Below are 23,881 nucleotides of genomic sequence, written 5' to 3'. Positions count from 1 at the left end.
AAACTCAAGAGAGAACCGGACACTGGGTAAAAAACCGATTACATGCTGCCCTTGACTTTTTACGCAGTAAAAAAACATCATCCACCCATACAGAAAGTTCACTATTTCTGTGAAAAGAGTGGGTTAAGTGATTTTTCAAGTAGGCAATTGTGCGCGTGTCAGGGCATGGAGCTGGTTATTGCCAATTCATCTGTGGTCCCTGGAAATGCTTGGGAAGTGTATCCGTTCAGTGGGGTACGGTCAAGAATGATTGCACAAACCCGGCATTTGGTTGCAGGTGGGGGGGGCAGGCGTGCGGGTTTGTGTGGCAAACACATGGGCTGGTGCGGAAAAGCCTTGACGCGGGGGGGCAGACACGCTAAACAATGCCGTTCAGATTCTTGATAAGGAGAACAAAGATGAGTAAACGTACTTACCAGCCCAGCAATACCCGCCGCAAGCGTGTACACGGTTTCCGTGCCCGCATGGCAACCCCCTCAGGTCGCCTTATTTTGGCCCGCAGACGTGCCAAAGGACGGAAGAGATTAGCGGCCTAACATTCCCCCCTTCTCACCGGCTTCTTGTGCGGTCGGATTTTGTGCAGTGCTATGACCACGGCAAAAAACGATTCACTAATCAATTTATTGTATTCGTCAAAAGGCGCGAAGAAGCCGGCGCGCCCTGGCGGCTTGGGGTGGCGGTTACCAAAAAAATTGGTACGGCAGTGCGCCGTAACCGCGTCAAGCGGCTTGTTCGGGAATGCTTTCGCCTGCACCAGCGGGTTATTACCCCTGGGCACGACTTTGTTGTGGTGCCCAAGCGGGGCATTGCCCCGGAAACCCTGAAGCTTGTCCATCTAGAGCAGCAAATGCTGCCTTTGTTTCAGGCACTTGGCAGGCAATCAGAAAAACACGGCGAGGTGTAACATGCCTGTGTTGCGCACAATAGCCGTTGCGCCCATCCGATTTTATCAGCTCTGCATCTCACCGCTTATGCCGGCGCGGTGCCGGTTTTATCCTTCTTGCTCCGCTTATGCCATTCTGGCCATTCAGCGCCACGGTATTCTTAAAGGCGGGGCTCTTGCTTTATGGCGTATATTGCGTTGTCACCCGTTTACCCCTGGTGGCTATGATCCTGTTCCCCCTCATGCCAAGCCCCTTCACGCGAAGGATGACTGAGACTTTCTATGGAAAACAAACGACTTTTCCTGGCCATTGCCCTTTCGGTAGCCATCTTTCTCGGCTGGAACTGGCTTGCCCTGAAAATGGGCTGGATAACTCCTGCCCCGCCTGTTGCTGTTACCCAAACCGTCCCTGCGGCCAACGCCACAGCCGGTGCCCAGCCTGAAGGCAGCTTTGCTGCACCCCAGAAAGTAGCCCCGGAATTTGTGCCCACCCAAGGGCAGGAAGTGCGGGTGGATACGCCCTTGTACACTGCGGTGTTCCACAGCCAGGGCGGCGTGCTGCGCAAATTCTCCATTAAGGGTTACCAGCGCAATCTGTATGCCCCGGAAACAGTGACCCTTGTGAACGGCGGCGCAGCAGATAAAACCCCCATGGCGCTTATGCTGGCAGGGTATAACACCGCCACCCAGGGCCAGTGGTCTTTTGACGGTGGCGACGTGCAGCTTGAGCCGGGTAAAACAGGCACCCTGCGCTTTGTGGGGCTTGTGGACGGCATGCGCGTAACCCGCGAATTTACCTTTTCCGGCGACACCTATGTGATTGCGGAAAAAACAGAAGTGCAGTCTGACGCCAGCCGTGAACTGCGCCCCGCTTTCACCATGGCTGCTGCCGCCCTTACGGAAGATTCTCCACCTTCCTTTATTGCCACGGCAAAGCATGCCGTGTTTGGCGGGGAAAAGCCCAAACCCGGTGAAAGCCAGTATAACACTACCCGCGTAGCCTGGTTCCAAGACGGTTCTTTCCACGAAGAAGGTTCCCTTTCCACCCTGGATGAAGGCAAAAAGGTGCAGGGCCTGGTTGCCTGGGGCGCCGTTATGAACAACTACTTTGTAGCTGCCGTAAGCATGAAGCCTTCCAAGGAAACTTCCCTGTTCAGCCGCCACGGCAATGGCGTGTTCCAGGTAAGCCTTGGCAACCCCGAATTGACAGTGGCCCCTGGCCAGACCCAAATTCTGGAAGCCGACTATTACCTTGGTCCCAAATCTACCAGTGCTTTGGCTGCTGCCCCCAACGACCTTGGCAAAACACTGCACTACGGCATGTTCACCATTATTGCCAAGCCCCTGGTGGCCTTGTTGCAATTCCTGTATGGGTATGTGGGCAACTATGGTGTTGCCATTATCCTCATGACTGTGCTCATCAAGCTTCTCTTTTGGCCGCTTTCCCAGAAAAGCTACAAGTCTATGGAAGAAATGAAGCGTTTACAGCCTGAAATTGTAAAAATTCGGGAACGCTACGCAGACGACAAAGAAGCCATGAACAAAGAGATCATGCAGCTTTACCGCAGCCATAAGGTAAACCCTGCTGGCGGGTGTTTGCCCATTGTGATCCAAATTCCTGTGTTCTTCGGCTTGTATCAGGCGCTGCTCAACTCCATAGAACTGCGCCACGCCGTGTTCATTGAATATCTGCCGTTCACCAACCTGCCCTGGTTGAACGACCTTTCCGCACCCGATCCGTACATGATAACTCCGCTTATTATGGGTGCCACCATGTTCTTGCAGCAAAAAATGGCCCCCCCGGCAGGCGACCCCACCCAGCAGAAAATAATGCTGTTTATGCCGCTTATTTTCACAGTGCTGTTCCTTGGGTTCCCTTCCGGCCTGGTGGTGTACTGGCTGGTGAACAACGTTATCTCTATCTTCCAGCAGTGGACCCAGCGCCGTAAAACTACGGCCCAACCCAAATAGTCTGCCACAGGGGCAAGCATGCAGGGGTGCGGAACGTGTTCCGTACCCCATGTGCCTTCTTGTCCCTACAAGCGGCGCACCTGCGCCGCTTTCGTATATGAGGAACGCATGACAAACTTTAAAGAATTTCAAGGGAAAAACCTTGATGAGGCCATTTCGGAAGCCTGCTCCTATTATGGTGTTGGCCGTGACAAACTGGAAATTGACATTGTTAATGATGCAAAAACTGGAATTTTCGGGCTGGTGGGTGCCAAAAAGGCCACTGTACGTGCCTGCCGGGTAAATACCCCTGCCCTGATGGAATCGCTGGAAGAAACAGCCGCTCCTGCCACCCCCGCAAGAGATGCCGGGGGCCGCAAACCCGCTGCCCCGCAGCGCCCCATAAAAGGCCCTGCCCCATCTTCCCGCGGGGAACACCCCCGCCAGCAGCCCCATGAGCCTGCCCCTGCCCCGGCGGAGCCAGAGCGGTACACGCCCCCTGTTGCCGCTGCCCCTGATCAGCCCGCTGCCCAGCCCCAGGCACAGGGTCAGGGTAGGCCATATGCCCAAAGTAAGGAACGCCCAGGGCGTGGGCCACGTGGGCAAAATGGGCAGCCAGAGCAACGCCATGCCCCCCGCCCCCGCAGGCAAGAACCGGCCGATTTTACCCCGCGCGTGCAAGGTTCTGCACGGCCTGAAGGGTTCGAGGAAGGAGAGCGCGAAAGCAATTTTGTGGTTCTTGAAGGGGAAATGGCCCAAAAAGCATGCACGGTTGCCTGCAATGTTGTGCTGCAACTGGTGCAGCCCATAGTAGGTGAGGTGCCCTGCGAGGCAGAAGTGCAGGACGAACGCTTGCGCCTTATGCTGGATTGTGGCGAATCGGTAGGTATTCTTGTGGGCCGTGAAGGCCAGACCCTGGCTTCCATCCAGTACCTTGCCTCCCGCCTGGTGGCCAAGCAGCTTGGCGGTGCCGTGCGCCTGCAAATTGATGTGGGGAACTACCGGGAGCGCCAGGACGAACGCCTGCGTGAAATGGCACTTTTCCTTGGGGATAAAGCCAAAAAAACACGCCGAGTGCAGGTAACACGCCCCTTGAGCGCCTACCAGCGACGCATTATTCACCTTGCCCTGGAAGGCGACACCGACCTGCAAACCCACAGCAAAGGCGAAGGCCCGCACCGCCGAGTGGTGATTCAAGCCCGGCGCGGTGCCAAGCCCGATGCCACCGCCCAGGCAGATGAAGGCTTCGACGAAGCCGACGAACAGTTTGACGTGGAAGGCGAAGAATAGCCCCTGGTTGCTTACCAGCCAGAGAATTACGTTGCGGCAAGCCTTTGCACAAGAGGGCTTGCCGCGTTGTTTTTTCTATTACTATATATTTATTGGTGAGGCTCTGCCTCCCCAAACCCCTCCGCCAAGGGCATGATGCCCTTGGAACCCCTATCAGCGCTTGCTTTCCCGCTTTGCGAGAAGGCAAGCGCGAATATGGGGGTCAAGGGGCGTCACGTCCCTTGCAGGGGGCTGGGGGACAGCGTCCCCCAAGCAAAAACTCTATTACTATTACTACTATTCTACTCCAGGAGCATGCCATGCTGGCACAGAGTGATGAAACCATAGCGGCCATAGCCACCCCGGCCGGGCATGGGGGCATAGCCATAATTCGGGTAAGCGGGCCACGGGCGCGGCAGGTGTTGCTTGCGTTGTTCCGCTCGCCTGTGGCGGGTTTTGAGCCCAAGCCGCGGTATATGCATTATGGGCATTTGCTGGATGCCAGCGGGCATGTGCTGGATGAAGGTCTTGCCGTGTATATGCCTGGGCCGCATTCTGCCACTGGGGAAGATGTGGCGGAACTGCATTGCCACGGTGGGCCGGGGGTTGCCATGGCAGTGCTGGAAGCGGCTTGCGGCCAGGGCGTGCGCCTTGCCACAGCGGGTGAATTTACGAGACGGGCATTTTTGAATGGCCGCATGAACCTGACCCAGGCTGAAGCGGTGGCTGAAATGATTGGCGCCCCCACGGCAGAAGGAGCCCGCCTTGCCGCAGCGAAGCTTTCCGGCGTGTTTGGGGATAAGATTGCTGCCATTCGGGCCGGGCTGGATGCTTTGCGCATTCAGTTGACGCTTGCTGTGGACTTTCCGGATGATGAAGCAGAACTCCTGGACCCGGCCATGTTCCAGCGCACGGTGGCTGACGCTTTGGAGGCCATGCAGGGCTTGCTGCTGGCTTATGAGCGGGCAAGGCTGTGGCGGGAAGGGGCCAGCGTGGTGCTGGCCGGGTGCGTGAACGCAGGGAAATCGAGCCTGTTTAACAGCCTGCTTGGCAGGCACAGGGCCATTGTTTCCGCCATGCCCGGTACTACCCGCGACTATATTGAGGAGTCCATTAATTTGGGTGGTCTGCCTGTGCGTTTGCTGGACACCGCAGGCTTGCGCGCCGGGGAAGATGTAGTAGAAATGGAGGGCATTGCCCTTTCCCGCTCTTTGGCGGAACAGGCAGATGTTATTGTGCTGGTGGCAGATGCCAGCAAGCATGACTTTACGGAAGAAAAGGGGTTTGTGCAGCAATATGCCCAGCAAGCGAAAGCAGGGAGCCTATTGGTGGTGCTGAATAAACAGGAATTGGCCCACACCTTGCCAGACCCCATTCTGTGGCAGGGGTGCCCGGTGTTTGGTGTTTCCGCCAAAACAGGCCAAGGCCTGGACGCTTTGGCCCAGGGCATTGCCCTGGCAGCCCGTTGCAGGGGGGGCGCTGGGCCGGGGGAACTGGCAGAAGGGGACATTGCCCCTAACTTGCGCCAATCTGCCCTGCTACGTGAAGCCAGGGAAGGTTTGCTGGCGTTCCAGCGCGACCTGCCCACGGGGTTGCCGCCGGACATATTGAGCGTGCATCTGGACGGCGTAATTCATGCCCTGGACGATGTAACGGGCAATGCTTCGCAAGATGAGTTACTGGACAGGATATTTTCTTCGTTTTGCATAGGAAAATAAGCAAAGGGGGCCGCACTGTGTGTGGCCCCCTTTGGTATTGTGAATAATGGATTGAGATTTACAGGGTCTAGCCACAAGAATTTATTGGGATAGCCGGGTAAAGCCCATGCCTTTTTCCCGCAGTTTGGGCAGGGCTTGCATAAGCCCTTCACGGGTGCCGCTTTGCGGTCTGTTCATATGCAGCAGTAGAATGTCGCCATCTTGTGCGCCAAGTACCTTGGCTTCCACCTGGCTGGCATTGAGGGTGGCCCCTTCATCGCCTGCAATGCTGTAGCCTGCAATGCCAATGCCCAATTGCCGGATAACAGCAGCGGCAATGTCGTCATAATACGCCGTGCCGGAACGGTACCAGCGGGGGCGCTTACCGGTAACTGCCTCAATGTCGCGGGCATTGCCTTCCACTTCTTTTACCAGGGCCGCAAGGTTTGCAGTGCCTTTGATTCCGTAAACAGATCGACCATTGATGGAAGCAGGCTTGTGGGCTGTTCCGTGGGCAGCCACTTCAAACAGGGGGTCTGCTGCCAGTTGCCGGGCCACCAGCGGGTTTTTATGAATCCAGGAAGAGGTCAGGAACAGGGTGGCAGGAATGTGCTGCTCACGGAGAAAATCAATAAGTTCTTCATCGTAGCCAGACCCTTTTGGCCCACCGCATGCGTCCAGGGTAAGGGCCACGGTGCCTTTGCTTTGGGGCACTGGTCCGGCTGTTTTTTGCGGGGTAAGGGTATAGTTGCCTGCGGCCGGGTGCTGGCGGCTTTCCCACACATGGCTGAGCATGTTTGTGGTGCCGGCAATGTGTTCACCCCATGTTTCAGGGGAATTGCCAATGAATTTGTGGGTGGCAAGTTCAGCCGTTACTATGCGCAAGTCTTTACCCGCATACAGGTTGCTGGCTGTGGGCTGGGCCTGCTTTGCCGCAGGGGGCTGGCTTGCGCCTTGGTTCGTGGGCTGGTTTCCCTGGGTGGCGTTGCCAGCGCGGGCAGCGTTCAGGGCGGCGTCACGCTCTTGCACGGCTTTGGCTAAAAGAGGGTCTGCCGGGGCTGAAGGGGGGGCTTTGTCTACAAAAATATCGCCAGGCAGGGTTTTGTTGCCCCCGGGCTGTGGGTTGGCTGTTTGCACGGCAGAAGCGGCAGGAGGGCTTGCCTCCGGGGCGGCTGGTTCACGCAGGGCAATAAGCCATACACCTGCGCTGCAAAGGGAAATAAGGGAAAAAGCCATAAGTATTCTGCCCCAGCGTAAGTGCAATTTGGGGCGGCGAATTTTTTTGCTGCGGGAGCTGCGAGGCTGTTCTTTTGTTCTTTTCAGTGCCATGGAATGCCATTTGGTGGTGGGCAACGCCTTGCAGGGGCAAGGCGTTGCCCCTGGGCTATGCCAGAACCTTGTTGAGGGGGTATTCAATAATGCCTTCTGCCCCGGCTTGCACCAGTTTAGGCAGCAGGTCGCGTACAATGCTAGTGCTTACTACAATTTCAAGGGAAATCCAGCGGCTGTCTTGCAAATGGGCAATGGTGGGGGAATTCAGGGCAGGCACAAGGGCCAGCACGGCGTCCAGGTTGCTGGAGGGCACGTTCATTTTCAGGCCTACAAGTGATTCTGCCTTCAAAGCTCCTTGCAGGAGCAGGTTAATCTGTTCGATTTTGGCCCGCTTCCAGGGGTCTGCCCAGGCAGCCTTGCTGGCAATAAGCTGGGTGTTGGTAAGCAGTACTTCATCAATAATGCGCAGGCCGTGGGCCTTTATGGTGGTGCCCGTTTCGGTCACTTCCACAATGGCGTCTGCCAGGCCTTCCACCACTTTTGCTTCCGTGGCACCCCAAGAGTACTCCACTTTAACAGGAATGCCCAGCTTTTCAAAATAGCGCTGGGTAAGGCCCATAATTTCCGTGGCAACCCGCTTGCCTGCAAGGTCTTGCGGCTTATGGAAGGGGGAGTCGCCTGCGACGGCAAGCACCCACCGGGCAGGGCGGTTGCTGCTTTTGGAGTACACAAGGTCGGAAACTACATGAACATCTTTCTGGCTTTCCAGAATCCAGTCTTTGCCTGTAAGGCCCACGTCCAGCACGCCATCGCCCACGTAGTGGGGCACTTCCTGGGGGCGGCACAGGCGCACGGTGAGTTCGTCATCGTTTACTTCAGGAAAATAGTTTCTGTGGCGCATACTAATTTTCCAGCCAGACTTGGCGAACAGTGCCAGGGTGGGTTCTTCAAGCGAACCCTTGGGTATGCCAACCTTCAATATATCAGCCATTACTTATATACCTCCTGAGGGTCAAAAACGAATGGGGCGCACACGCTCACTGTGCCATTCTTCAGTTCTTTATAAAAACACGTGCGGTAGCCTGTGTGGCAGGCTGCGCCGCCCACCTGGTCGATGAGCAGAACCAGGGCGTCGTTGTCGCAGTCCAGGCGCATGGCGTGCACTTTTTGCACGTGGCCGGAAGTGCCCCCCTTGTGCCACAAGCTGTTGCGGCTGCGGCTATAGTAATGGGCTTCTCCTGTGCGCAGGGTTGCGGCAAACGCTTCTTCATTCATGTAGGCAAGCATGAGCACTTCGCCTGTGTGCGCGCATTGGGCAACTACAGGCAGCAGTCCCCCTGCTTTGGCAAAGTTTGGCTCAAAGGATAGTGTTTCCGGCATGGGCTTCTCTTTTACGGCGGTTGGGCGGTTGGCCATTCGGGGTTTTTCCGAGGTGGTCAGCCTAACGCTTCCGGCTTGTTCTGGCAAGAGAGTAGAAACGCTGATTTATTCCGTTTGGCGGCGTTATTTCACTTTTTTTGAAACAGTCGAGGACGGAAGAGTCCACTCCTGTTTCAAAAAAAGTTCGTGCCTTGCCAAACGAAATAACTGAGCGTTTCCTAAATGCGATTTAATGAGCGTTTAGCTAGAAAACGTACCAGGCATAACCAGCCGTCACCACAGCCAAACTCACGGCACGCAAGGCTTGGTTGGCAATAACCAGTTGCAGGGCCAGGCCAGGGGCAAAGAACCCGGCGTAGGAAGGAAACTGGTGGCGAAAGGCCCGCATGGGGGATGAAATGATATTACCCACCATAAGTGCCAGAATAATTTCCGGGGAGCTGAGGGCCCCGGTGTGGGCAAGGGAAGCCGCCGCAGACATGGCTGCGCCAGATTCCGCAGCAAGGTACAAGGCCACAATGCCAAATGCTTCCGGCCGGATAACAGGTAAAAAGGAGGTGTGGCTGGCCATGAATTGCTCGGCAAGGGTAAACCACCCGGCTTTTTGCATGGCATACACTGCCAGATAACAGGGTACGGTGAAAAAGATGAGCTTCATAATGCGTCTGCGGAAGCGCTTGATGCTGGTTTCAAAAGCTTTTTTCCAGGAAAAGGGCGTTTTTTCCAGCAAGGCAGCATCCACTTCCTGTGCGGGCAGGGGCAGCAGCAGGCGGGCGCACAGCATGGTGCCTGTGCTGCGCAGCAGGGCCGCAAGCAGGGTTAACCCCACATACACAAAGGCCGTTGCCCCCAAAAAGGCGAACACCAGGGAAAACAGGGTGGGCAGGTGCACAAGGTACGTGGGGGTACTGTTGAACAGATTGGCCAGCACCAGTTCACGGCGGCTGATTTTTTGGGACTCGTAGGCATCTGCCAGCAGGGCGTTGGCAGCCGCAGGGGAAACAAAGGCCATGGAAAAAGAGGCCCCGGCTTCCCCCCGCAGGTGGCCCCAGCGCACAAATGGGGCGGCAAGGCGGGCCATGGTGTGTGTCCAGTTCAACGCTTCCAGCATGTTGGCAGCAAACAGCGCCACCATCATGGAAAGAATAAGGCGGCACAGGGGCCACAGCACCTGGGGCACGGCGTGCCAAAATTCGGCTGAAAAAAAAGTGGTGGTGAAAAATTCCATCATGAACGGGAAAAGCCGGTGTCTTGCGGCAACCCTGGGCGTGTTGCCGCGAGGCGGGCAAGGGTGTCAACCTCTTCATTTTCCTGGTGGCCGGCGTGGCCTTCAACCCAATGAAAACGCACCTTGTGGCGGGCAAGCTCTTTCAGGAGCAGTTCCCACATGTCCTGGTTCAGCACGGGCTTGCCGTCGGCCTTTCTCCAGTTTTTGCGCTGCCAGTTGGCAAGCCAGCGTTTTTCCACCGCGTCGCACACATAGCGTGAATCAGTATGCAGGCTCACGGTGCAGGGGCTGGTAAGTGCCTCAAGGGCCATGACAGCGGCGTAAATTTCCATGCGGTTATTGGTGGTCAGGGCAAAGCCCCCGGAAAGGGTTTTGACGGTGCCATTGCAGGCAAGGCGGGCAGCCCAGCCGCCAGGGCCGGGGTTGCCAAGGCAAGAGCCATCTGTATGGATGACAACGGAATGTACAGACACGGGGTGCTCGTTGGGTATTAGTTAGAGGGTGCAAGACCTGATTTTTTGGGCTGGGGCGCAAGGGCAGCGTCCAAGCGCGTTGTTATTGTGCGCAGTGCCGCAGCCAAACCTTCCGGCCAGGTGCCACCGGCAAGATAAGGGGGAAAGTGGGTATATTGCAAGTCATTCACTGCATCTTTGCCCAGCAGGGAAAGTACAAGGGGCGGGGCGTGAAAATCGCTTTGCCCCTTGTACGGGAAAAGACGAATGCATACGGAATCAGGTATGCAGGGGGCAGGGGTGCCGTGCTTGTAAATATGAACCATGAGAGGAATGCCATAGGTTGTGTGAAATTCCTTGGCAAATTGTTCAAGTTTCTCGGCGTGATATTTTTCAAGCAAGCCCGTTTGGTCCAAAATGGCCTGCGTTTGTGAAGCACTGTTTTGGGTGGGTTGTTCACCGCTTTGCCAATACCACCAAAATACAAACGCCATAAGGGTAAACCCAAGGGTGCGGCGCAAGGCCTTTTGCCGGGGGCTTTCGTTTGAAGGCGGGGCAGGGGGAAGTTTTAAAAAATTCTTTAATATCATATAATTAGTTGCACCGTTCCGCAATAACGCTTGACCTGTTGCAGGCTATGCCGTAGAATTGTTTCTATGAACTGGGACTGGGAAAAATTACAAGAAAAACGGCAGAGGCAAGAGGGCACACCTCCCCCCAAAGAGGGTCCTGAAAGTGGAAAACCATTTAACTTTGATCCGGGTTCCTTTTTTGCAAAAGGAATGCGCACAGGGTTTCCTGTGTGGCCTGTGTTTGCCATTGGCGCTTTGCTATGGCTAGCCTCTGGCATTTTCATTGTCAACCCCGGTGAAGAAGCGGTTGTTTTACGTTTCGGGCAATACACCCGCACTGTGGGTGGCGGCCCGCACTACCGCATGCCTTTCCCCTTTGAAACGCACATTGTGGAAAATACCCAAATGTTGCGCCTTGTGGATGTGGGCGTTGCTGAGGCAAACCTGCGTGCTGCGCAGCCTATTAAGGTGGCGCAGTCCAGCATGTTTACTGGCGACGAAAACATAGTGCACATGCACTTTTCTGTACAGTACAGCATTAGCAATCTTTCCAAATTTTTGTTTAAGGTCAAGAACCCTGCTGCTGTGATTGAAAATGCTGCCGAAGCCGCCATGCGTGAAGTGGTGGGCAACAAGAAGGTGGAGTCCATTCTTACCCAAGGCCGGGAAGAAGTGCAAGTGAGGGCGTTGGCCATTCTTGAAGCACTTCTTGTTTCCTATGACATGGGCGTGCGCCTGCACGCTGTGCAACTGGGCGACGTGTACCCCCCGGCAGAAGTGCGCCAAGCCTTTATTGACGTAGCAAGCGCCCGTGAAGCCAAGGTAACCATTGAAAACCAGGCCGAAGCGTACCGGGCGGAAATTGTGCCCGTGGCCACAGGTACTGCTACCAGCATTGTAAACGGGGCAAAAGCCTACCAGCAAACGGTGACCAAACGGGCTGAAGGGGAAGCCGCGCGCTTTACCGTGTTGGCGGAAACCTTCCATAAGGAAGAAGACGCAACACGCAAGCAGCTTTACCTGCAAGCCATGGAAGAAATTTTTGCATCGCAAGGGCTGGAAAAAGTTATTTTCTCTAAAAAAGTGCAAGGCAGTGTGTTGCCCCTGTTCCAGGTAAACCCTGGTGGGGTGAAGGCAGTGCAAGAACCAGCTATTTCTGCTTCACCCAAAACGCCTTCCGGGAAGTGAGCCTGCCATGAATAACAAAATGGTTACATTGCTCATTGTGGCTGTTCTTGGGTTGTTTGCCCTGAGCCAGAGTGTGTTTTTTGTTCCAGAATCTAGCCGGGCCGTGGTGCTGCAACTGGGTGAACCCCAGAACATGGTGCGCAGCCCAGGCATGCATTTTCGTATTCCCTTTATTCAAAGTGTGGTCTTGCTTGATAACAGACTGATGATGTTTACCATCGACAAGCACGCATCATTTACTTCGGATATCAAAAGTTTTGATATTGACAATTATGTGTGTTGGCGTATATCGAACCCCCTTGCATTTATTCGTACCCTGAGAACTGAAAGCGAAGCGACTGAACGCTTGCGCGTTATTGTCTTTTCACAGCTCAGGGCGGCTATTGGCGGCAAAACGTTAGGAGAAATAGTTGGCAGTTCTCGTAACGTAATCATGGAAGATGTACTGCGTGAATCTAACAAGCAGGCTTCCGGCTATGGTGTGACCTTTGTGGACATACGAATTAAGCGGGCAGACCTGCCCAACAGGCAGGCCATTTTTGACCGCATGAATGCAGAACGCAAGCGTATGGCCAATGAATATCGATTTGGTGGAGAGTCTGTTGCCCGTGATATTCGGTCCAAGGCAGAGCTTGATCGTGATACAATTCTTGCTGAGGCAGAACGCGAAGCCCTGACTATTCGGGGCCAGGCAGATGCCCAGGCGCTGCAAACATTTTCTCGGGCAATTTCACAGGCCCCTGAGTTTTTTATGTTTTCAAAAAGTCTTGAAATATATCGAAAGGCTTTTGGCGCAAACAGCAAGATTATTTTATCTACGGATGATCCTTTGCTGCGTTATTTCCAATAAATATCCGCTTGGTATTATAGATTACGCAAAAACAGACGATTCATCTTGCATTTTTCTGGATAGAGCTTAAATGTTATTCAGATAAAACGAGTACGAATTACTTCATAGTAGTCGACTTGCAGAACACATTAATGAGGAGTAGTGAGAGTGATCAATTTTGACGAAGTTTTTGAGAGAATTAAGGCCGCAACGGGTACAAGAACTCAGGTAGAACTTGCTGAGGTTCTTGATATCAGGCAATCCAGTATTTCAGATGCCAAAAGAAGAAATTCTGTTCCTTCCGACTGGTATATGAAGCTTTTTGAACAGTTTGGGTTGAACCCTGACTGGCTGAAAAAAGGCTCTGGACCTATGTACCTGCGTACCGAGCAAGGCTATGCCCCTGTGGATGCCCCTGCTATGGGCGCAGTGATGGAAGAACCCGGCAAATATAATGGCGCAGACTCCAAAAGCGCTGTTGTGAATGTGCACAGCACCTATGCAGGCCAGGAACAAGCCGGCCAGCAAGGGGCCATGGTGGGGCGTTTAAGCCTGCCACAGTCTTTTGCTACCCCTGGTATTCATGTGGTTCGCATTGATACTGCCAATATGGAACCCTACATTCTGAAAGGGGCCTTTGTTGGCATTGACACCACCCAGCGCCGTGTCGCTTCTGGCGAACTGTATGGCGTGCAACTGCCCTATGAAGGTATTGTGCTGAAGCGTACCTTTGTGGATGCTCAGTCCGGTTCCCTTATCCTTAAATCTGCTAACCCCGCTCACCCGGAGTTTACTGTGCCTTTGGAACAACATGAAGAGCACATTATCGGGCGCGTGGCCTGGGTTTTACAACGGTACTAGGCATACCGTTTTTTGGGTTAGAAAAAAGCACTGGGTGAGCAGTGCTTTTTTGGTTTTAGCATTCACAACATTTTGGTAGATGAAGCGCTATGGTTTGTCGTTTCCGTGGGCTTCAGGAATAAACCGGCGCATGGGGCCGCGTGCTGCCTTGGCTTTTTGCTTAATGGAATGAATAGTGCGGAAGAAAGGCAGGTGCGTTTTCCACTTGGCAAAAAGAATGCGCAGGGTAATGTAGAGTAGTAAAAAAACAAATGGGTAGCCAAGTTCTGTGCCAAGCACGGGTACAGTAAGCAGGGGAATGCCAGTGAAGCGCAGTGAAAGCCAGGCCAGGGCAAAGGGCACGGGCAAGATAGAGGCCATGCCCACCGTGGCTTCGGAAAAAAATGTTTTGCCAAAGGCTTCCTGTGCCAGGTTGTTGGCTGCCAGGTAACTTTCTTTGTCACTTTGGTGCAGGGCGTCCACAGAAACATTGTGCATGTGAATCATTTTATCCTGTAATTCCAAATAATAGCTTTTATGGGTCATGAACAGCAAGCCCGCCACAATTTCGCCCATAAGGGTTGCATAGGCAGCCAGCAGGGCAGAGCCAAGCCAGAAGGAAGCCAGGGGAGATGCCAGCCAGGTAAACGGGGCAAGAAGGAATGCATCAAGCCATACGGGAAGGTAGTGTGCCATGGGTAGTGAGGGGTGGTAGGTTACGCTATGCGGGTGGTAATACACGCCGTTTGGGGCACAGGAGGAAGAGTATGCGTTGGTCAAGCTCTGGTGCAATGAAGGGGCATATGCAGGTAGTCCTGCCTATGCCCCTTTGCTTGTGCAAGCATCAGGAGCAAGGTGTCCTTGTCCTGACCGAATAACCCGGGGTTTCTACAACATTTTAATGTGGAAGAACCCTTGCAGTACGTAATCAATGCCCACATACAGGGCAAGAATAATGAAAATACGCTTCAGCCACTTGTCTGAAAGGTATTTGGCTGTCATGGGGCCAACCCAGGAGCCAATAACAATACCCACCAGTTCAAGGCCTACCAAAGACCAGTCAACAGGAGTGCCGCCCATCATGAAGGTAGAGATGGACGTAATCATGCCAATGAGCACAGCCAGGGCAGAGGTGCCCGCAGCCAGGTACATGGGAAGCTGGGAAATGCTGGTAAGGAAGGGCACCAACAGGAAGCCGCCGCCCACACCGAGGAAGGCCGCAACAGAGGCGATGATAAAACCGCCGATAATGGGTAGCAGGGTGGAAAATGCAAATTCCACACCGCAGAAGGTAAACACAACGCGGCTTGCGCTGATGCTGATAACCTTCACGCCGGTCTGTGCTTGGCTGCCGCCAGATTTCACGGCTGCTTCAAAGGCTTTAACAGCCTCGCCTGCTTTCTTCTTTTTGGACTGGCCTGCGGGGGTTGTTTCATAAAACAGGTAGCAACCAAGGGCCAACACGAACAAGCCGAAAAAGCCCTGGTATTCTTTAAAGGAAATTTTGCCCTGTGTCAGGGTGGGCACGAGCCATGAACCCACAATGGAACCAATGCCAAGGGCAATGGCCAGGGGGAATACAATGCGGCCGAGCTTTGCATACTTGAAGGAAGAAACCGCGCCTGAGCAACCCACCAGCCACTGGTTGGAAACGCGCAGGGAGTCGGTAACAACTTTGTTCAGGGGGGCCCCTTTGCCAAAAGAGCTGGCATAATGCCCAAGGCCGAACACAGACATGTGGCCCACGCCTGCCATAACGCCGCCAAATGCACCTACAGTGGAGAATATCCAGCCTACCCACAAGGCCCAGGCAAATGCCAGAACAGGGTTCACATGGGGGGCACCGGGAATACCAAGAAAGCCGGGTTCGGCTGTCATGTCCAGTTTGCCCTCTTTGGCAGCGGCAGCAATAGCTGCACCCAGCCTGTCGGCGGGCTGTTCTTTGGCTGCAACGGGTTGGGCCGTAGCAGGTTGTGCCGTAGCCTGGGGTGCTGCGGCTTCAGTCATGGGTGCAGTCGCCTCAGGTTGTGTGCCATTTTGCGCAAGCGCAGCCACACTTGTAAGTGAAAGCACAAGGGTAAGGGCTATGGCCGCGAGTTTCCGGTGCTTGCCTAAAAAAAAGGTCATGTGTCGTTCTCCTGTTCAAGCGGGGAGTATGGTAATGAACCAAACCCCGGCTTGGTACTCCAAACCGGGGTTAAACCAAATATTTCACTAGCGGGATGATGCAAGAAAAATCGGAATTTGTAAATCATTGTTTGGTACAGCCAGCGCATTCCTCAGGGGTATCGCCTTCTTTCTTGAAGATGATAATGGGGCAGTTTTTGCAAATGTCTGCGCCGGGGAATGGGTCGCCAGGTCGTGTAATGGAGCTGGAGCCGCTGTTGTGAATGCGCTGTAGCAAGCGCTTAACCGTGGCTTCAATATGTGGGCCAGGAATGAATACGTTCACTTCACCGCGCTCTGTTTTGCCTGCATTGTAGCTGCCAGAGCAAGCCGGGCACATGTTGAACGTTTGTTCCAGGTGGCTAAATACAGAACCGCCGCACGCCGAAGAGCTCATGGTTACCATGGGGCGCAGGGGGTGGGTGTCTGTTCCGGCCATGTAGTCTACAGCCAGGTGGTACGACTGTAAGTTGTCGCAATAAAAATGTACCACATCAGGCTGCATGGGGGCTGTACCCAGGGGGCCAATGGCCACTGCCTTCACGCTATTCAAAGGCATTTTGGGCTTGGAACGCAAAAAACGCTCGGCCTGTGCCTGGTCAACACAGTATTTGCTTTGAGATTTTACTTCCTTATCATCAATTTCACGCCAGCCAAAACTCACTTGACCGTTTGTGCAGCCCAGGTGTTCCTTGGTGCCAAGAATGGTTTTTGCCTGCATACGGGCAGCAATTTCCCACTGGCAGTATGTGAGGGGTTTTACGGGAATGGAGTAGTCTGTGTTCTTTTTAAATTGCTCGACCATTTCGTCAGAAGTCAGGAAGTACACGGCAATGGGGTGATGGTATAACCGTAATTCACGCATAAGGGTTTCTTGCATAGAAGAGTAAGTTAACTGCATATCTTCCTCCTTAGATGTTAGGTGCCGTATAATACATGATGGCATTCAATATGACAAGCTTATGTTAAAAAAATCACAATAAAGTTGAGTCGGCAATATAATCTATGATTGATGGTCATATTTAATGCTTTGAGATGAATAGGTGCGATGGCTCGTAAAATACTTTGTGAAATTTAGTGGATAACTACATGGCCGCATGGTTGCTGTACCATGCTTTACAAGAATTGAGGTGTTGTACAGTGCGAAAATTGAGTAAAACAGTCTTGTTAAATGTCATAACAGGCCCAGGTCTGGCGCTGTGCAAAAGAGCTAGCCTATGCGCTTATGGATTCATGCCAGTCAAGCGAGGCAAGCAAAACGGTTTGTTGTAAAAAAAACGGCAGGGTCGGGGTGTCGCCTGGAGCGGCCAAACCCAAGGACTGGTAAATGGGAAAGGTGTGGGCAAGGGCGGAAAGGTAATGGGCAGGAGATGCCTGGAAAATATCATCTGGGCGTGTGTGTTCTGGGTGTTCTCCGGGGGCACAGGGCTGGGAAAAAACAAGGTAGCGGCGGCACACCATAGGCCTTATCGTATAAATGCTACACCCCCCCAGGTGCAGGAAGGGGCAAGTGCCTTCGGGAACGTGGTTCAAATTGTTGCGCAATGTATGGCGTAGTTCCGCAGGTATACCATGGTTCAGGTAAAAGCGAATGCCCAGAATTTCTGCAGGGAGGGCAGGAATAAGGTGGGTGCAACAGGCGGTGCAGCCTTTATGGCAGGCGGGGGTGCGTGGTGTTTGGGCCAGTTGCTGTTCCTGGGCAGCCTCCAGCGTGGCATACGCATCAAAGAGTGGGTGCAGCCAGGCTGGGGAGTGGGCTGGTAAGCAATACGTGGCGCGCTTTTGTTGTGCCAGGGGGGAAAGAGTGAGTTGTTGCATTAGCGCCCCTTGCGCTGCTGTGTGCCCCAAGTATGGGCCATGTGCACAAAATTGGGCGCCCAGCAGGGCACTGCCGGGGCATAAATATGGGTATAGCCTGCATGCGTTTGCCAGCGGCACAGGCCATCAGCCCCGGCGGGGTGCCCACCCGTCATGCCTTTGCCTTTGTGCAGGGTAACGATATGGGCAGGTGCTTCTTGTGCTGCGGGGGTGTAACTGGAAAAGTGGAATTCATGGCCCTTGAAAGAAAGTCCTGCCGGAAAGAAGGGGGTGTAGCCAGAAACGGTTGCTTCCACATAGCCAAGGCCGTTGGGGCGCGGACTCATTGTTACGGAGCCGGGGAAAACTCCAGCCATGGGGAAGGCCCCTTCTTGGGTGTGCAAGGTGCTGCACAGGTACATGAACCCACCGCATTCTGCGTATATGGGCATTCCCTGGCTGGCCAGGGTATATACATGGGCACGAATGCTCTTGGCCTGGGCCAGTTGGGCCGCATATTGTTCCGGCACGCCACCACCAAGGTACAGCCCGTCAAGGCTGGGCCACGGGGTTTCGTCCAGAATGCTCAAGGGAACGAGCTGTGCCCCTGCTGCCTTGAGGGCATCAAAATTTTCCTGGTAGTAGAACCACAGGGCAGAATCATGCACATAGCCAATGCGTGGCTGCATGACGGAGAATGCTTTTGAAGCAACGGTAATTGTCTGCTGTGGTTCGGCCCCACTCTGGGCAGCTTCTTTTGGTTCCCAAGCAGGGCAAAGGGCAGGGGCGTTACGGGCAATTTCCAGCAGTTGCGGCATGTTCACATGGGTTGCCAGCAACTCTGCCAAGGCGTCCAGGCGCACGGCAGCGGCTTCTTCTTCCATATAGGCCAGGCCCATGTGGCGCTCTTCAATGTGAAACAGGGTATGCCGGGGCAAGGCCCCCAGTACGGGCACACCTGTAAGGGTTTCCACGGCCTGGGTGATGAGGGTGCGCTGCCTTTCCGTGCCTGTGCGGTTCAGAATTACCCCTGCCAAATGCAGTTCTGGCTCCAGCATTGTACAGCCAAGAACAATGGCGGCTGCCGTGCGGGTCATTTTTGTGCAGTCCATTACCAGCACCACCGGGGCCCCCAGGGAGCGGGCCAGGGCAGAGGTGGAAGCGGTGCCTGCTGTATCCACACCGTCGAACAGGCCACGGTTGCCTTCAATCAGGCTTATGTCGTGCCCCTGTGCCCCGGCCATGAACAGGGCCACAAGCTGCTCTGGCGGGCAAAAGTAGGGGTCCAGGTTGCCCTGGGCTGTGCCTGCGGCGCTGGCAAGCCATGCGGAATCAATATAATCCGGGCCTTTCTTAAACGTTTTAACACGGTGCCCGGTTTGGCAAAGGGCACGGGTTACCCCAAGGCTGACAAGGGTTTTGCCAGAACCGCCCGAAAGGCCAGCTATAACAAGGCGCGGAAAAGACATGGAAACCTTCAGTGTGTGCTAGAGCAATTTCACTTTGAAATTGCTCGGTGGACGCAACGCGGACACCCGCGGAGCGTGTCGTTTAATGATAGTAGAACAGTTTGGTACTTTGAAAAACTCATGTGCTGCATGGAAATTCAATGTAGATTTTTAAAGTGAAGCTGCTGTAGTGTGTGATGTGATAAAGCGAAAAAAAAAGCGCACAGATGGTAACCACTGTGCGCTGCAAGCCAAAGGCAAAGCCTGGCTTAAGCGTCCGTATCCGGCTTGCCAGCACCTTTCAAACCATACATGGTGGTGCTGCCAGAAGACCAGAATTCAAGTTTTTCTGCATTCACCAGAGATGTGAGAATTTTCTTCACATCGCGGGGGCCTTTTCCGGGGAAAAGGGGCAGAAAGTCGTTAAAGTAGAATTTGCTTTTGCCGGTTTTCCCTGTGAGAAAATCGACAACAATTTGTTGTTCTTCATTCATGATAAATCCCCTTTGCGCAGGCCCCCCGGGCGCATGGCACCCGGGGGAATTACTGTATGCGCCTAGAACTTGAACTGGGTGCTTTGACGCCAGGTGTAGTACGCGGGTTCGCGGAAGTCGTCGATGAGGTGGTGGGTAAACGTAAGGCCGGTAAGGGAGAAGAAACGCTCCCAACCAATGCGTTCTGCCCATTCGCCCAGGCGTTCATACTTGTTGGCGTTGGCAGCGTACACTTCAACAATGTGCTTCACGGTCTTGGTCAGTGTAGGCCAGCGTGGAGTTTCGTTGGGAATGTATGCCACAACAACCTTGGAGAACTTGGGCATGCTGATGCGGTTGGAAACCTTGCCGCCTACCATGATAGCAACGCCGTCGCCTTCGCCATCGGAAATGGGCAGGGCTGGGCACATGGTGTAGCAGTTACCGCAGTACATGCAGCGTTCGTTTTTAATAGCAATGGAGTTGTGCTTTTCGCCTTTGTAATCCACTTTTGTGGGGCGTACTGCTGCGGTGGGGCAAGCAGAAACAGCCAGCGGAATTTCACACAGGCGGTCAGCCCACTCGTGGTCGATCATGGGGGGCTTTCTGTGAATGCCCACCAGGCCGATGTCAGAGCAGTGCACAGCACCACACATGTTAATGCAGCAAGCCAGGGAAATGCGCAGGGGGGCAGGCATGCGGTGTGCCTGGAAGTCTGCGAACACTTCGTCCATCACAGCCTTAACCGGGCCGGAAGCGTCGGTTGCGGGGGTGTGGCAGTGTACCCAGCCCTGGGTGTGAATGATGTTGGTAATACCGGCGCCGGTACCACCCACGGGGAACTTGTTGGAACCCGCGCTGAATTTGCGTCCAGCTAGGTCGGCCTTCAGGGCCTTCAAGGTGTCTGCATTGTCAGTCATGAATTCAACGTTGCTGCGGGTAGTAAAGCGCAGGAAGCCCTGGCAATACTTGTCTGCAATGTCGCACATTTCGCGAATCAGGGAAACGCTCATGAGGCGTGCAGTACCGCAACGCACGGTGTATACTTTGTCGCCGCTTTCTGCCACGTGCATAAGCACGCCGGGCTCAAGGATTTCGTGGTACAGCCACTTGCCCTTGTTTTTGGCAATAAAGGGCGGGTAGAACTGATCATATTTGCGAGGACCGATGTCAGTAATGCGGTTCTCCATGGGCTTGTCGGGATTGTACCCGGAAGATACGAATGCCATAGTTCTCCTCCCCCCTTATCTCTGGTGTCTTGTGCGGTAAGCTTCGATGTCACGGTCAAAGCCGCCAGGAACCTCTTCTTCTTTCCAGAAGATGTAGGGGTTGTGGCGGGGTTCTTTCACGTGTACAGCCTGTGGCGCTATTTCTGTCACTTCAAGCAAACGCTGGAAGGAGAGGCGGCGAATGGTTTCACCCAGGCGCTCACGGTTTTTGCCGTCTTCCATCCACCAGTCCCAAATCTTTTCGATGACTTCTTTGATTTCATCATAGGGCTGGTTTACTTCAATGAAAGGCACAAGCAGGGAACCCATTTGTGCGCCGTCAAGTACGGGGGCTTTTGCGCCTACCAGAATGGAAGCACCGCGTTCGTCACCAATGTGCAGGGCGCGGGGCATGGTGTTAATACAGTGCATGCAACGTGTGCATTCTCTGTTGTTAATGGAAAGCTTGGAGCCGTCCCACTTCATGCACTTTGTTGGGCACAGGTCAACAACTTCTGCCTGAATGTCAAACTTGCCCCAGTCGCGGCCGGAGTGTGCACCTGCGTTAGGAGCAAACTCGCCGCCCACGTAGCCTTTTACAGCTGCCTGGTCAATTTTGATGTCGTCTTTCCAGGTGCCAATAACGGAAAAGTCGGAGCGTGCAATGGCAGCTACGCAACCGTTGGGGCAACCGTCAAACTTGAACTTGAACTTGTAGGGGAACGCAGGGCGGTGCAGTTCATCCTGGTAGTCCAGGGTAAGTTGGTAGCACACGTCCTGGGTGTCGTAGCATGCGTATTCGCAACGGGAAGTGCCAAGGCAGCTTTCCGGTGTACGCAAGTTGGAGCCGGAGCCACCAAGGTCAGTGTTATACTTGTGGGTCAGTTCAAAGAAGATTTCTTCAAGCTGGGCGGTTTGGGTACCAAGCAGCACGATGTCGCCGGTGGAGCCGTGCATGTTGGTCAGGCCGGAGCCGCGCATGTCCCAAAGGTCACAAATCTGGCGCAGAAATTCGGAGGAATAGTACTTCGCAGCAGGTTGGTTCACGCGAACCGTGTGGAAGTGAGCAACACCGGGGAAAGCTTGGGGCTGGTCACAGTAACGGCCAATAACACCGCCGCCGTAACCGAACACACCAACGATACCGCCGTGTTTCCAGTGGGTTTCCCCGTCGTTGTAGGAAAGTTCAAGTACACCAAGCAAGTCTGCTGGGCAGTCTACAGGAATCTGGTAATTTACCTTGTCTGCATTCTTAGCCCGGTTTTCAGCCTCCCACTTGATGTCAGACACAAAGCTGGGCCACGGCCCAGACTCAAGCTGGTCGAGCTTGGGAGTTGCGTGTTTCGCCATTGGGTTACCTCCACTATGGTTTTACGTTCCAACCCTGGGCGGCGCATGCATGCCCAAGGGTGCTTCAGCCGATAATGAAAAATGAAAAATCGCAGAATATTCGCGGAGTAAAGTCCGCAGTCAATAGGCTAGAAGCAAATGATGATTTTGTCAAGGTATGAGTTGCTTTGGTGGGGAAGCTACGCAACTAAACTATGGGCTGCGCAGGCGTTGACCTGTTGCCCCTTTCAAGCCTATGTTGCGGGAACAAAAAATTATTTACGCAATAACTCAAGCAAGGTATGGCCATGAAAGACGCAAATGGACTGTATTATCACCCAGACCCCACAGACCTGCAAACCCGTGTTTATGTGCGGGAAGGCACAAATGGCATAGAGTTCCGCCTGTGGCGCAGCACCCATCCGGAAGTGTGGGAAAAGCACGGCTGGCTTTCTTTTGCCATTATTGAAGCAGCCGCAGGATTGTATAAGGAAGAAAAAGGGCATAGCACCCCCCTTGATTTGTACGATGCAAACGTTGCCCGCGCTCTCCTTAAAGATGAAGCCCGGAAAAACAGCAAGCAGTAGGGTGAGCTAGGCTACCAGGCAATGTGTTCATACTCTTCGCGGGGCGTACCCGCACGCTGTGCCTGTATGCAAAGCAACAAAACCCCTTGCAGGGAGATATCCTTGCAAGGGGTTTTTCTGTGGAAGGAAGAAGAGGAGAAAACTGAAGCTGTGTTCGTTTGCTTATGGAAGTAAAGGAGGCGAACGATTCTTAAATTTTGGCTTCTGCCCCCATAAAGCGAACCCTTGCGGGCTTGCCTTCAATTCCCGTAAAGGTGAAGCGAGCCCGTGTTTTTGACTGTGGCAGAACCACCACGTCTTCTGCCAGTGAAGGTTCGCTCAGAGGGTAAGCAAAGCTGTCGCTATCAAGCAGAATGACTGCGCCCAGTTGGGAAAGGTTGGTGATGCGAATGGGTGCGTCTGTTTCATTGGCAATGGCAAGGGTTGCCGTTACTTGCCCGCGTGTGGGTTCTTCCACTTTGAGCACAGAAACTTTGGCGACCTTGGCAAACTCTTCATTGGTGGCCACCACTGTCATGTTGTCTGGGGCTGGGGGGTCTTGCTTGGTATTGCCAAGGTTCTTGTCTAATTCAGAAAGGATGCCCTTTCCGGTGTTCAAAAGGTCACCCATGACTGCTTTCATGGAACCGTCATCAAGCTTTGTGGTGGGTTCAGCGGCCAATGCGGCAGAACACATAAGGCAAAGAAAAAGGGTAAGGCTGGCTGTTGTTTTCATGAAAGCTCCTTTGTGTGCTATGTAAAAGGGCAGTGCGCAAGTGCCCAGGTGCCGTGCAGGCATGTATTACAATATCCAGGCAAGGCAGGGCAAGGGCACAGATGTATCATTATATTGTTTCACTGTAAATTTTGTGGGCCTCTTCTTTTACGGGCTCTCCAGCGAGCAGCCCAGGGCAACGCTCAATGGGAGTATACGGTATGAAGCCACTGTTGGGTATCCCTTAAGGTACAGGAGGAATGCCGGGCTGTGGTGCGGAAGCTGTTCTGCCAGTGTACAGGCAAAAAAGTAATTTGAAAAACAGTGATTTTCTCGTTAAAATCAGTTGACTCTGGGTAGGAAAGGGTGCATAAACCCCCTTCGCCATTTGGAAGCAGGTGGCGGGCCAGGACGGGGTCCGGCGGGGTGTTAAAACTTTTTTAAAAAAGTGATTGACACCGGGAGTGAAAAGAGACATAACTCCCCTTCGCCGCACGGAAACGGGTGGCGGGCCGGGAGTGATTCCAGCAGGTTGTCGAAAAAGTTTTTTAAGAAATTAAAAAAAAGATGTTGACAACAAGGCCGAGTGGGTGCATATTCCCGCTTCGCCGCAAGAAAC

The 23,881-nt window shown here is 53.9% G+C and carries 26 protein-coding genes; 10 read left to right on the top strand and 16 right to left on the bottom strand.

Annotated features, from left to right (window positions below; translation table 11 throughout):
- Positions 1 to 398 precede the first annotated feature (398 nt).
- From rpmH to mnmE, 6 genes are all read left to right on the top strand, one after another.
- On the top strand, positions 399 to 536 hold the full coding sequence (gene rpmH / locus G497_RS0107370; RefSeq protein WP_027187668.1) for a 50S ribosomal protein L34: 138 nt from the start codon (positions 399 to 401) through the stop codon (positions 534 to 536).
- Positions 524 to 904: a ribonuclease P protein component gene (gene rnpA, locus G497_RS0107365; RefSeq protein WP_027187667.1), complete on the top strand. Its 381-nt coding sequence runs from the start codon at positions 524 to 526 to the stop codon at positions 902 to 904. The genes rpmH and rnpA overlap by 13 nt, the downstream gene beginning before the upstream one ends.
- A gap of 1 nt (position 905) precedes the next feature.
- On the top strand, positions 906 to 1,157 hold the full coding sequence (gene yidD, locus G497_RS19815; RefSeq protein WP_084516095.1) for a membrane protein insertion efficiency factor YidD: 252 nt from the start codon (positions 906 to 908) through the stop codon (positions 1,155 to 1,157).
- An 8-nt stretch (positions 1,158 to 1,165) separates the two neighbouring features.
- Positions 1,166 to 2,854 carry a membrane protein insertase YidC gene (gene yidC / locus G497_RS0107360; protein WP_027187666.1) on the top strand — a complete coding sequence of 563 codons (1,689 nt, stop codon included), beginning with the start codon at positions 1,166 to 1,168 and terminating at the stop codon, positions 2,852 to 2,854.
- A gap of 108 nt (positions 2,855 to 2,962) precedes the next feature.
- The gene (gene jag, locus G497_RS0107355; RefSeq protein WP_027187665.1) at positions 2,963 to 4,123 is read left to right on the top strand and encodes an RNA-binding cell elongation regulator Jag/EloR; all 1,161 of its coding nucleotides are present in this window, start codon (positions 2,963 to 2,965) and stop codon (positions 4,121 to 4,123) included.
- A 299-nt stretch (positions 4,124 to 4,422) separates the two neighbouring features.
- Positions 4,423 to 5,820: a tRNA uridine-5-carboxymethylaminomethyl(34) synthesis GTPase MnmE gene (gene mnmE / locus G497_RS0107350; protein ID WP_034637120.1), complete on the top strand. Its 1,398-nt coding sequence runs from the start codon at positions 4,423 to 4,425 to the stop codon at positions 5,818 to 5,820.
- A gap of 81 nt (positions 5,821 to 5,901) precedes the next feature.
- Here the strand turns inward: mnmE and G497_RS19110 are convergent, their stop codons facing one another.
- The 6 genes from G497_RS19110 to G497_RS0107320 form a co-directional block, all read right to left on the bottom strand.
- Positions 5,902 to 7,128, bottom strand: coding sequence for a polysaccharide deacetylase family protein (locus tag G497_RS19110; protein WP_051257938.1), 1,227 nt, complete (start codon positions 7,126 to 7,128; stop codon positions 5,902 to 5,904).
- Positions 7,129 to 7,183: 55 nt separating this feature from the next.
- Positions 7,184 to 8,062, bottom strand: coding sequence for an ATP phosphoribosyltransferase (hisG, locus tag G497_RS0107340; protein WP_027187663.1), 879 nt, complete (start codon positions 8,060 to 8,062; stop codon positions 7,184 to 7,186).
- Positions 8,062 to 8,451, bottom strand: coding sequence for a phosphoribosyl-AMP cyclohydrolase (gene hisI / locus G497_RS0107335; RefSeq protein WP_027187662.1), 390 nt, complete (start codon positions 8,449 to 8,451; stop codon positions 8,062 to 8,064). Before hisI ends, hisG begins: the two co-directional genes overlap by 1 nt.
- 244 nt (positions 8,452 to 8,695) lie before the next feature.
- Positions 8,696 to 9,682, bottom strand: a complete 987-nt coding sequence (locus G497_RS0107330; protein WP_034637117.1) for a membrane protein — start codon at positions 9,680 to 9,682, stop codon at positions 8,696 to 8,698.
- Positions 9,679 to 10,152, bottom strand: a complete 474-nt coding sequence (rnhA, locus tag G497_RS0107325) for a ribonuclease HI (RefSeq protein ID WP_027187660.1) — start codon at positions 10,150 to 10,152, stop codon at positions 9,679 to 9,681. The genes G497_RS0107330 and rnhA overlap by 4 nt, the downstream gene beginning before the upstream one ends.
- Positions 10,153 to 10,169: 17 nt before the next feature.
- Positions 10,170 to 10,721 (bottom strand): hypothetical protein, encoded by a 552-nt coding sequence (locus tag G497_RS0107320; RefSeq protein WP_027187659.1) that lies wholly within the window; start codon positions 10,719 to 10,721, stop codon positions 10,170 to 10,172.
- 192 nt (positions 10,722 to 10,913) lie between these two features.
- On the opposite strand from G497_RS0107320, the gene hflK reads away from it, so the two are divergent.
- From hflK to G497_RS0107305, 3 genes are all read left to right on the top strand, one after another.
- A complete protein-coding gene (hflK, locus tag G497_RS17215; protein WP_169726982.1) occupies positions 10,914 to 11,891 on the top strand; it encodes an FtsH protease activity modulator HflK in 978 nt (325 codons plus the stop codon).
- Between the two features lie 7 nt (positions 11,892 to 11,898).
- Entirely contained in the window at positions 11,899 to 12,741 is an 843-nt protein-coding gene (gene hflC / locus G497_RS0107310) for a protease modulator HflC (RefSeq protein ID WP_027187658.1), read from the top strand.
- 147 nt (positions 12,742 to 12,888) lie between these two features.
- The gene (locus tag G497_RS0107305) at positions 12,889 to 13,581 is read left to right on the top strand and encodes a LexA family transcriptional regulator (RefSeq protein WP_027187657.1); all 693 of its coding nucleotides are present in this window, start codon (positions 12,889 to 12,891) and stop codon (positions 13,579 to 13,581) included.
- A gap of 87 nt (positions 13,582 to 13,668) precedes the next feature.
- Here G497_RS0107305 and G497_RS17210 read toward each other — a convergent pair whose 3' ends face one another.
- From G497_RS17210 to dsrA, 8 genes are all read right to left on the bottom strand, one after another.
- A complete protein-coding gene (locus tag G497_RS17210; RefSeq protein ID WP_156907984.1) occupies positions 13,669 to 14,340 on the bottom strand; it encodes a hypothetical protein in 672 nt (223 codons plus the stop codon).
- A gap of 108 nt (positions 14,341 to 14,448) precedes the next feature.
- The gene (locus G497_RS0107290; protein ID WP_027187656.1) at positions 14,449 to 15,687 is read right to left on the bottom strand and encodes a sulfite exporter TauE/SafE family protein; all 1,239 of its coding nucleotides are present in this window, start codon (positions 15,685 to 15,687) and stop codon (positions 14,449 to 14,451) included.
- Between the two features lie 124 nt (positions 15,688 to 15,811).
- The gene (locus G497_RS17205) at positions 15,812 to 16,627 is read right to left on the bottom strand and encodes a DUF169 domain-containing protein (RefSeq protein ID WP_051257935.1); all 816 of its coding nucleotides are present in this window, start codon (positions 16,625 to 16,627) and stop codon (positions 15,812 to 15,814) included.
- Between the two features lie 314 nt (positions 16,628 to 16,941).
- Complete coding sequence (locus G497_RS19105) at positions 16,942 to 17,544, bottom strand: YkgJ family cysteine cluster protein (RefSeq protein WP_051257934.1); 603 nt, start codon at positions 17,542 to 17,544, stop codon at positions 16,942 to 16,944.
- A complete protein-coding gene (locus tag G497_RS17195) occupies positions 17,544 to 18,992 on the bottom strand; it encodes a cobyrinic acid a,c-diamide synthase CobB (RefSeq protein WP_034637114.1) in 1,449 nt (482 codons plus the stop codon). Before G497_RS17195 ends, G497_RS19105 begins: the two co-directional genes overlap by 1 nt.
- A gap of 248 nt (positions 18,993 to 19,240) precedes the next feature.
- Positions 19,241 to 19,465: a dissimilatory sulfite reductase D family protein gene (locus G497_RS0107270; protein ID WP_027187655.1), complete on the bottom strand. Its 225-nt coding sequence runs from the start codon at positions 19,463 to 19,465 to the stop codon at positions 19,241 to 19,243.
- Positions 19,466 to 19,527: 62 nt separating this feature from the next.
- Positions 19,528 to 20,673, bottom strand: a complete 1,146-nt coding sequence (gene dsrB / locus G497_RS0107265; protein ID WP_027187654.1) for a dissimilatory-type sulfite reductase subunit beta — start codon at positions 20,671 to 20,673, stop codon at positions 19,528 to 19,530.
- A gap of 15 nt (positions 20,674 to 20,688) precedes the next feature.
- Complete coding sequence (gene dsrA, locus G497_RS0107260) at positions 20,689 to 22,002, bottom strand: dissimilatory-type sulfite reductase subunit alpha (RefSeq protein ID WP_027187653.1); 1,314 nt, start codon at positions 22,000 to 22,002, stop codon at positions 20,689 to 20,691.
- 287 nt (positions 22,003 to 22,289) lie between these two features.
- Here dsrA and G497_RS0107255 point away from each other — a divergent pair, with 287 nt between their 5' ends.
- Positions 22,290 to 22,568 (top strand): hypothetical protein, encoded by a 279-nt coding sequence (locus tag G497_RS0107255; protein WP_027187652.1) that lies wholly within the window; start codon positions 22,290 to 22,292, stop codon positions 22,566 to 22,568.
- Positions 22,569 to 22,758: 190 nt separating this feature from the next.
- Here the strand turns inward: G497_RS0107255 and G497_RS0107250 are convergent, their stop codons facing one another.
- Both G497_RS0107250 and G497_RS20450 read right to left on the bottom strand, forming a co-directional pair.
- Complete coding sequence (locus tag G497_RS0107250) at positions 22,759 to 23,283, bottom strand: hypothetical protein (RefSeq protein ID WP_027187651.1); 525 nt, start codon at positions 23,281 to 23,283, stop codon at positions 22,759 to 22,761.
- A gap of 408 nt (positions 23,284 to 23,691) precedes the next feature.
- Positions 23,692 to 23,881: hypothetical protein (locus G497_RS20450; protein WP_211228749.1), on the bottom strand; the 190-nt coding region annotated here is incomplete at its 5' end.

The sequence above is a fragment of the Desulfovibrio cuneatus DSM 11391 genome (assembly GCF_000430005.1).
Lineage (GTDB): Bacteria > Desulfobacterota > Desulfovibrionia > Desulfovibrionales > Desulfovibrionaceae > Frigididesulfovibrio > Frigididesulfovibrio cuneatus.
Note: the sequence above shows the minus strand (reverse complement) of the source record. Positions and strands in the feature narration are given on the sequence as shown.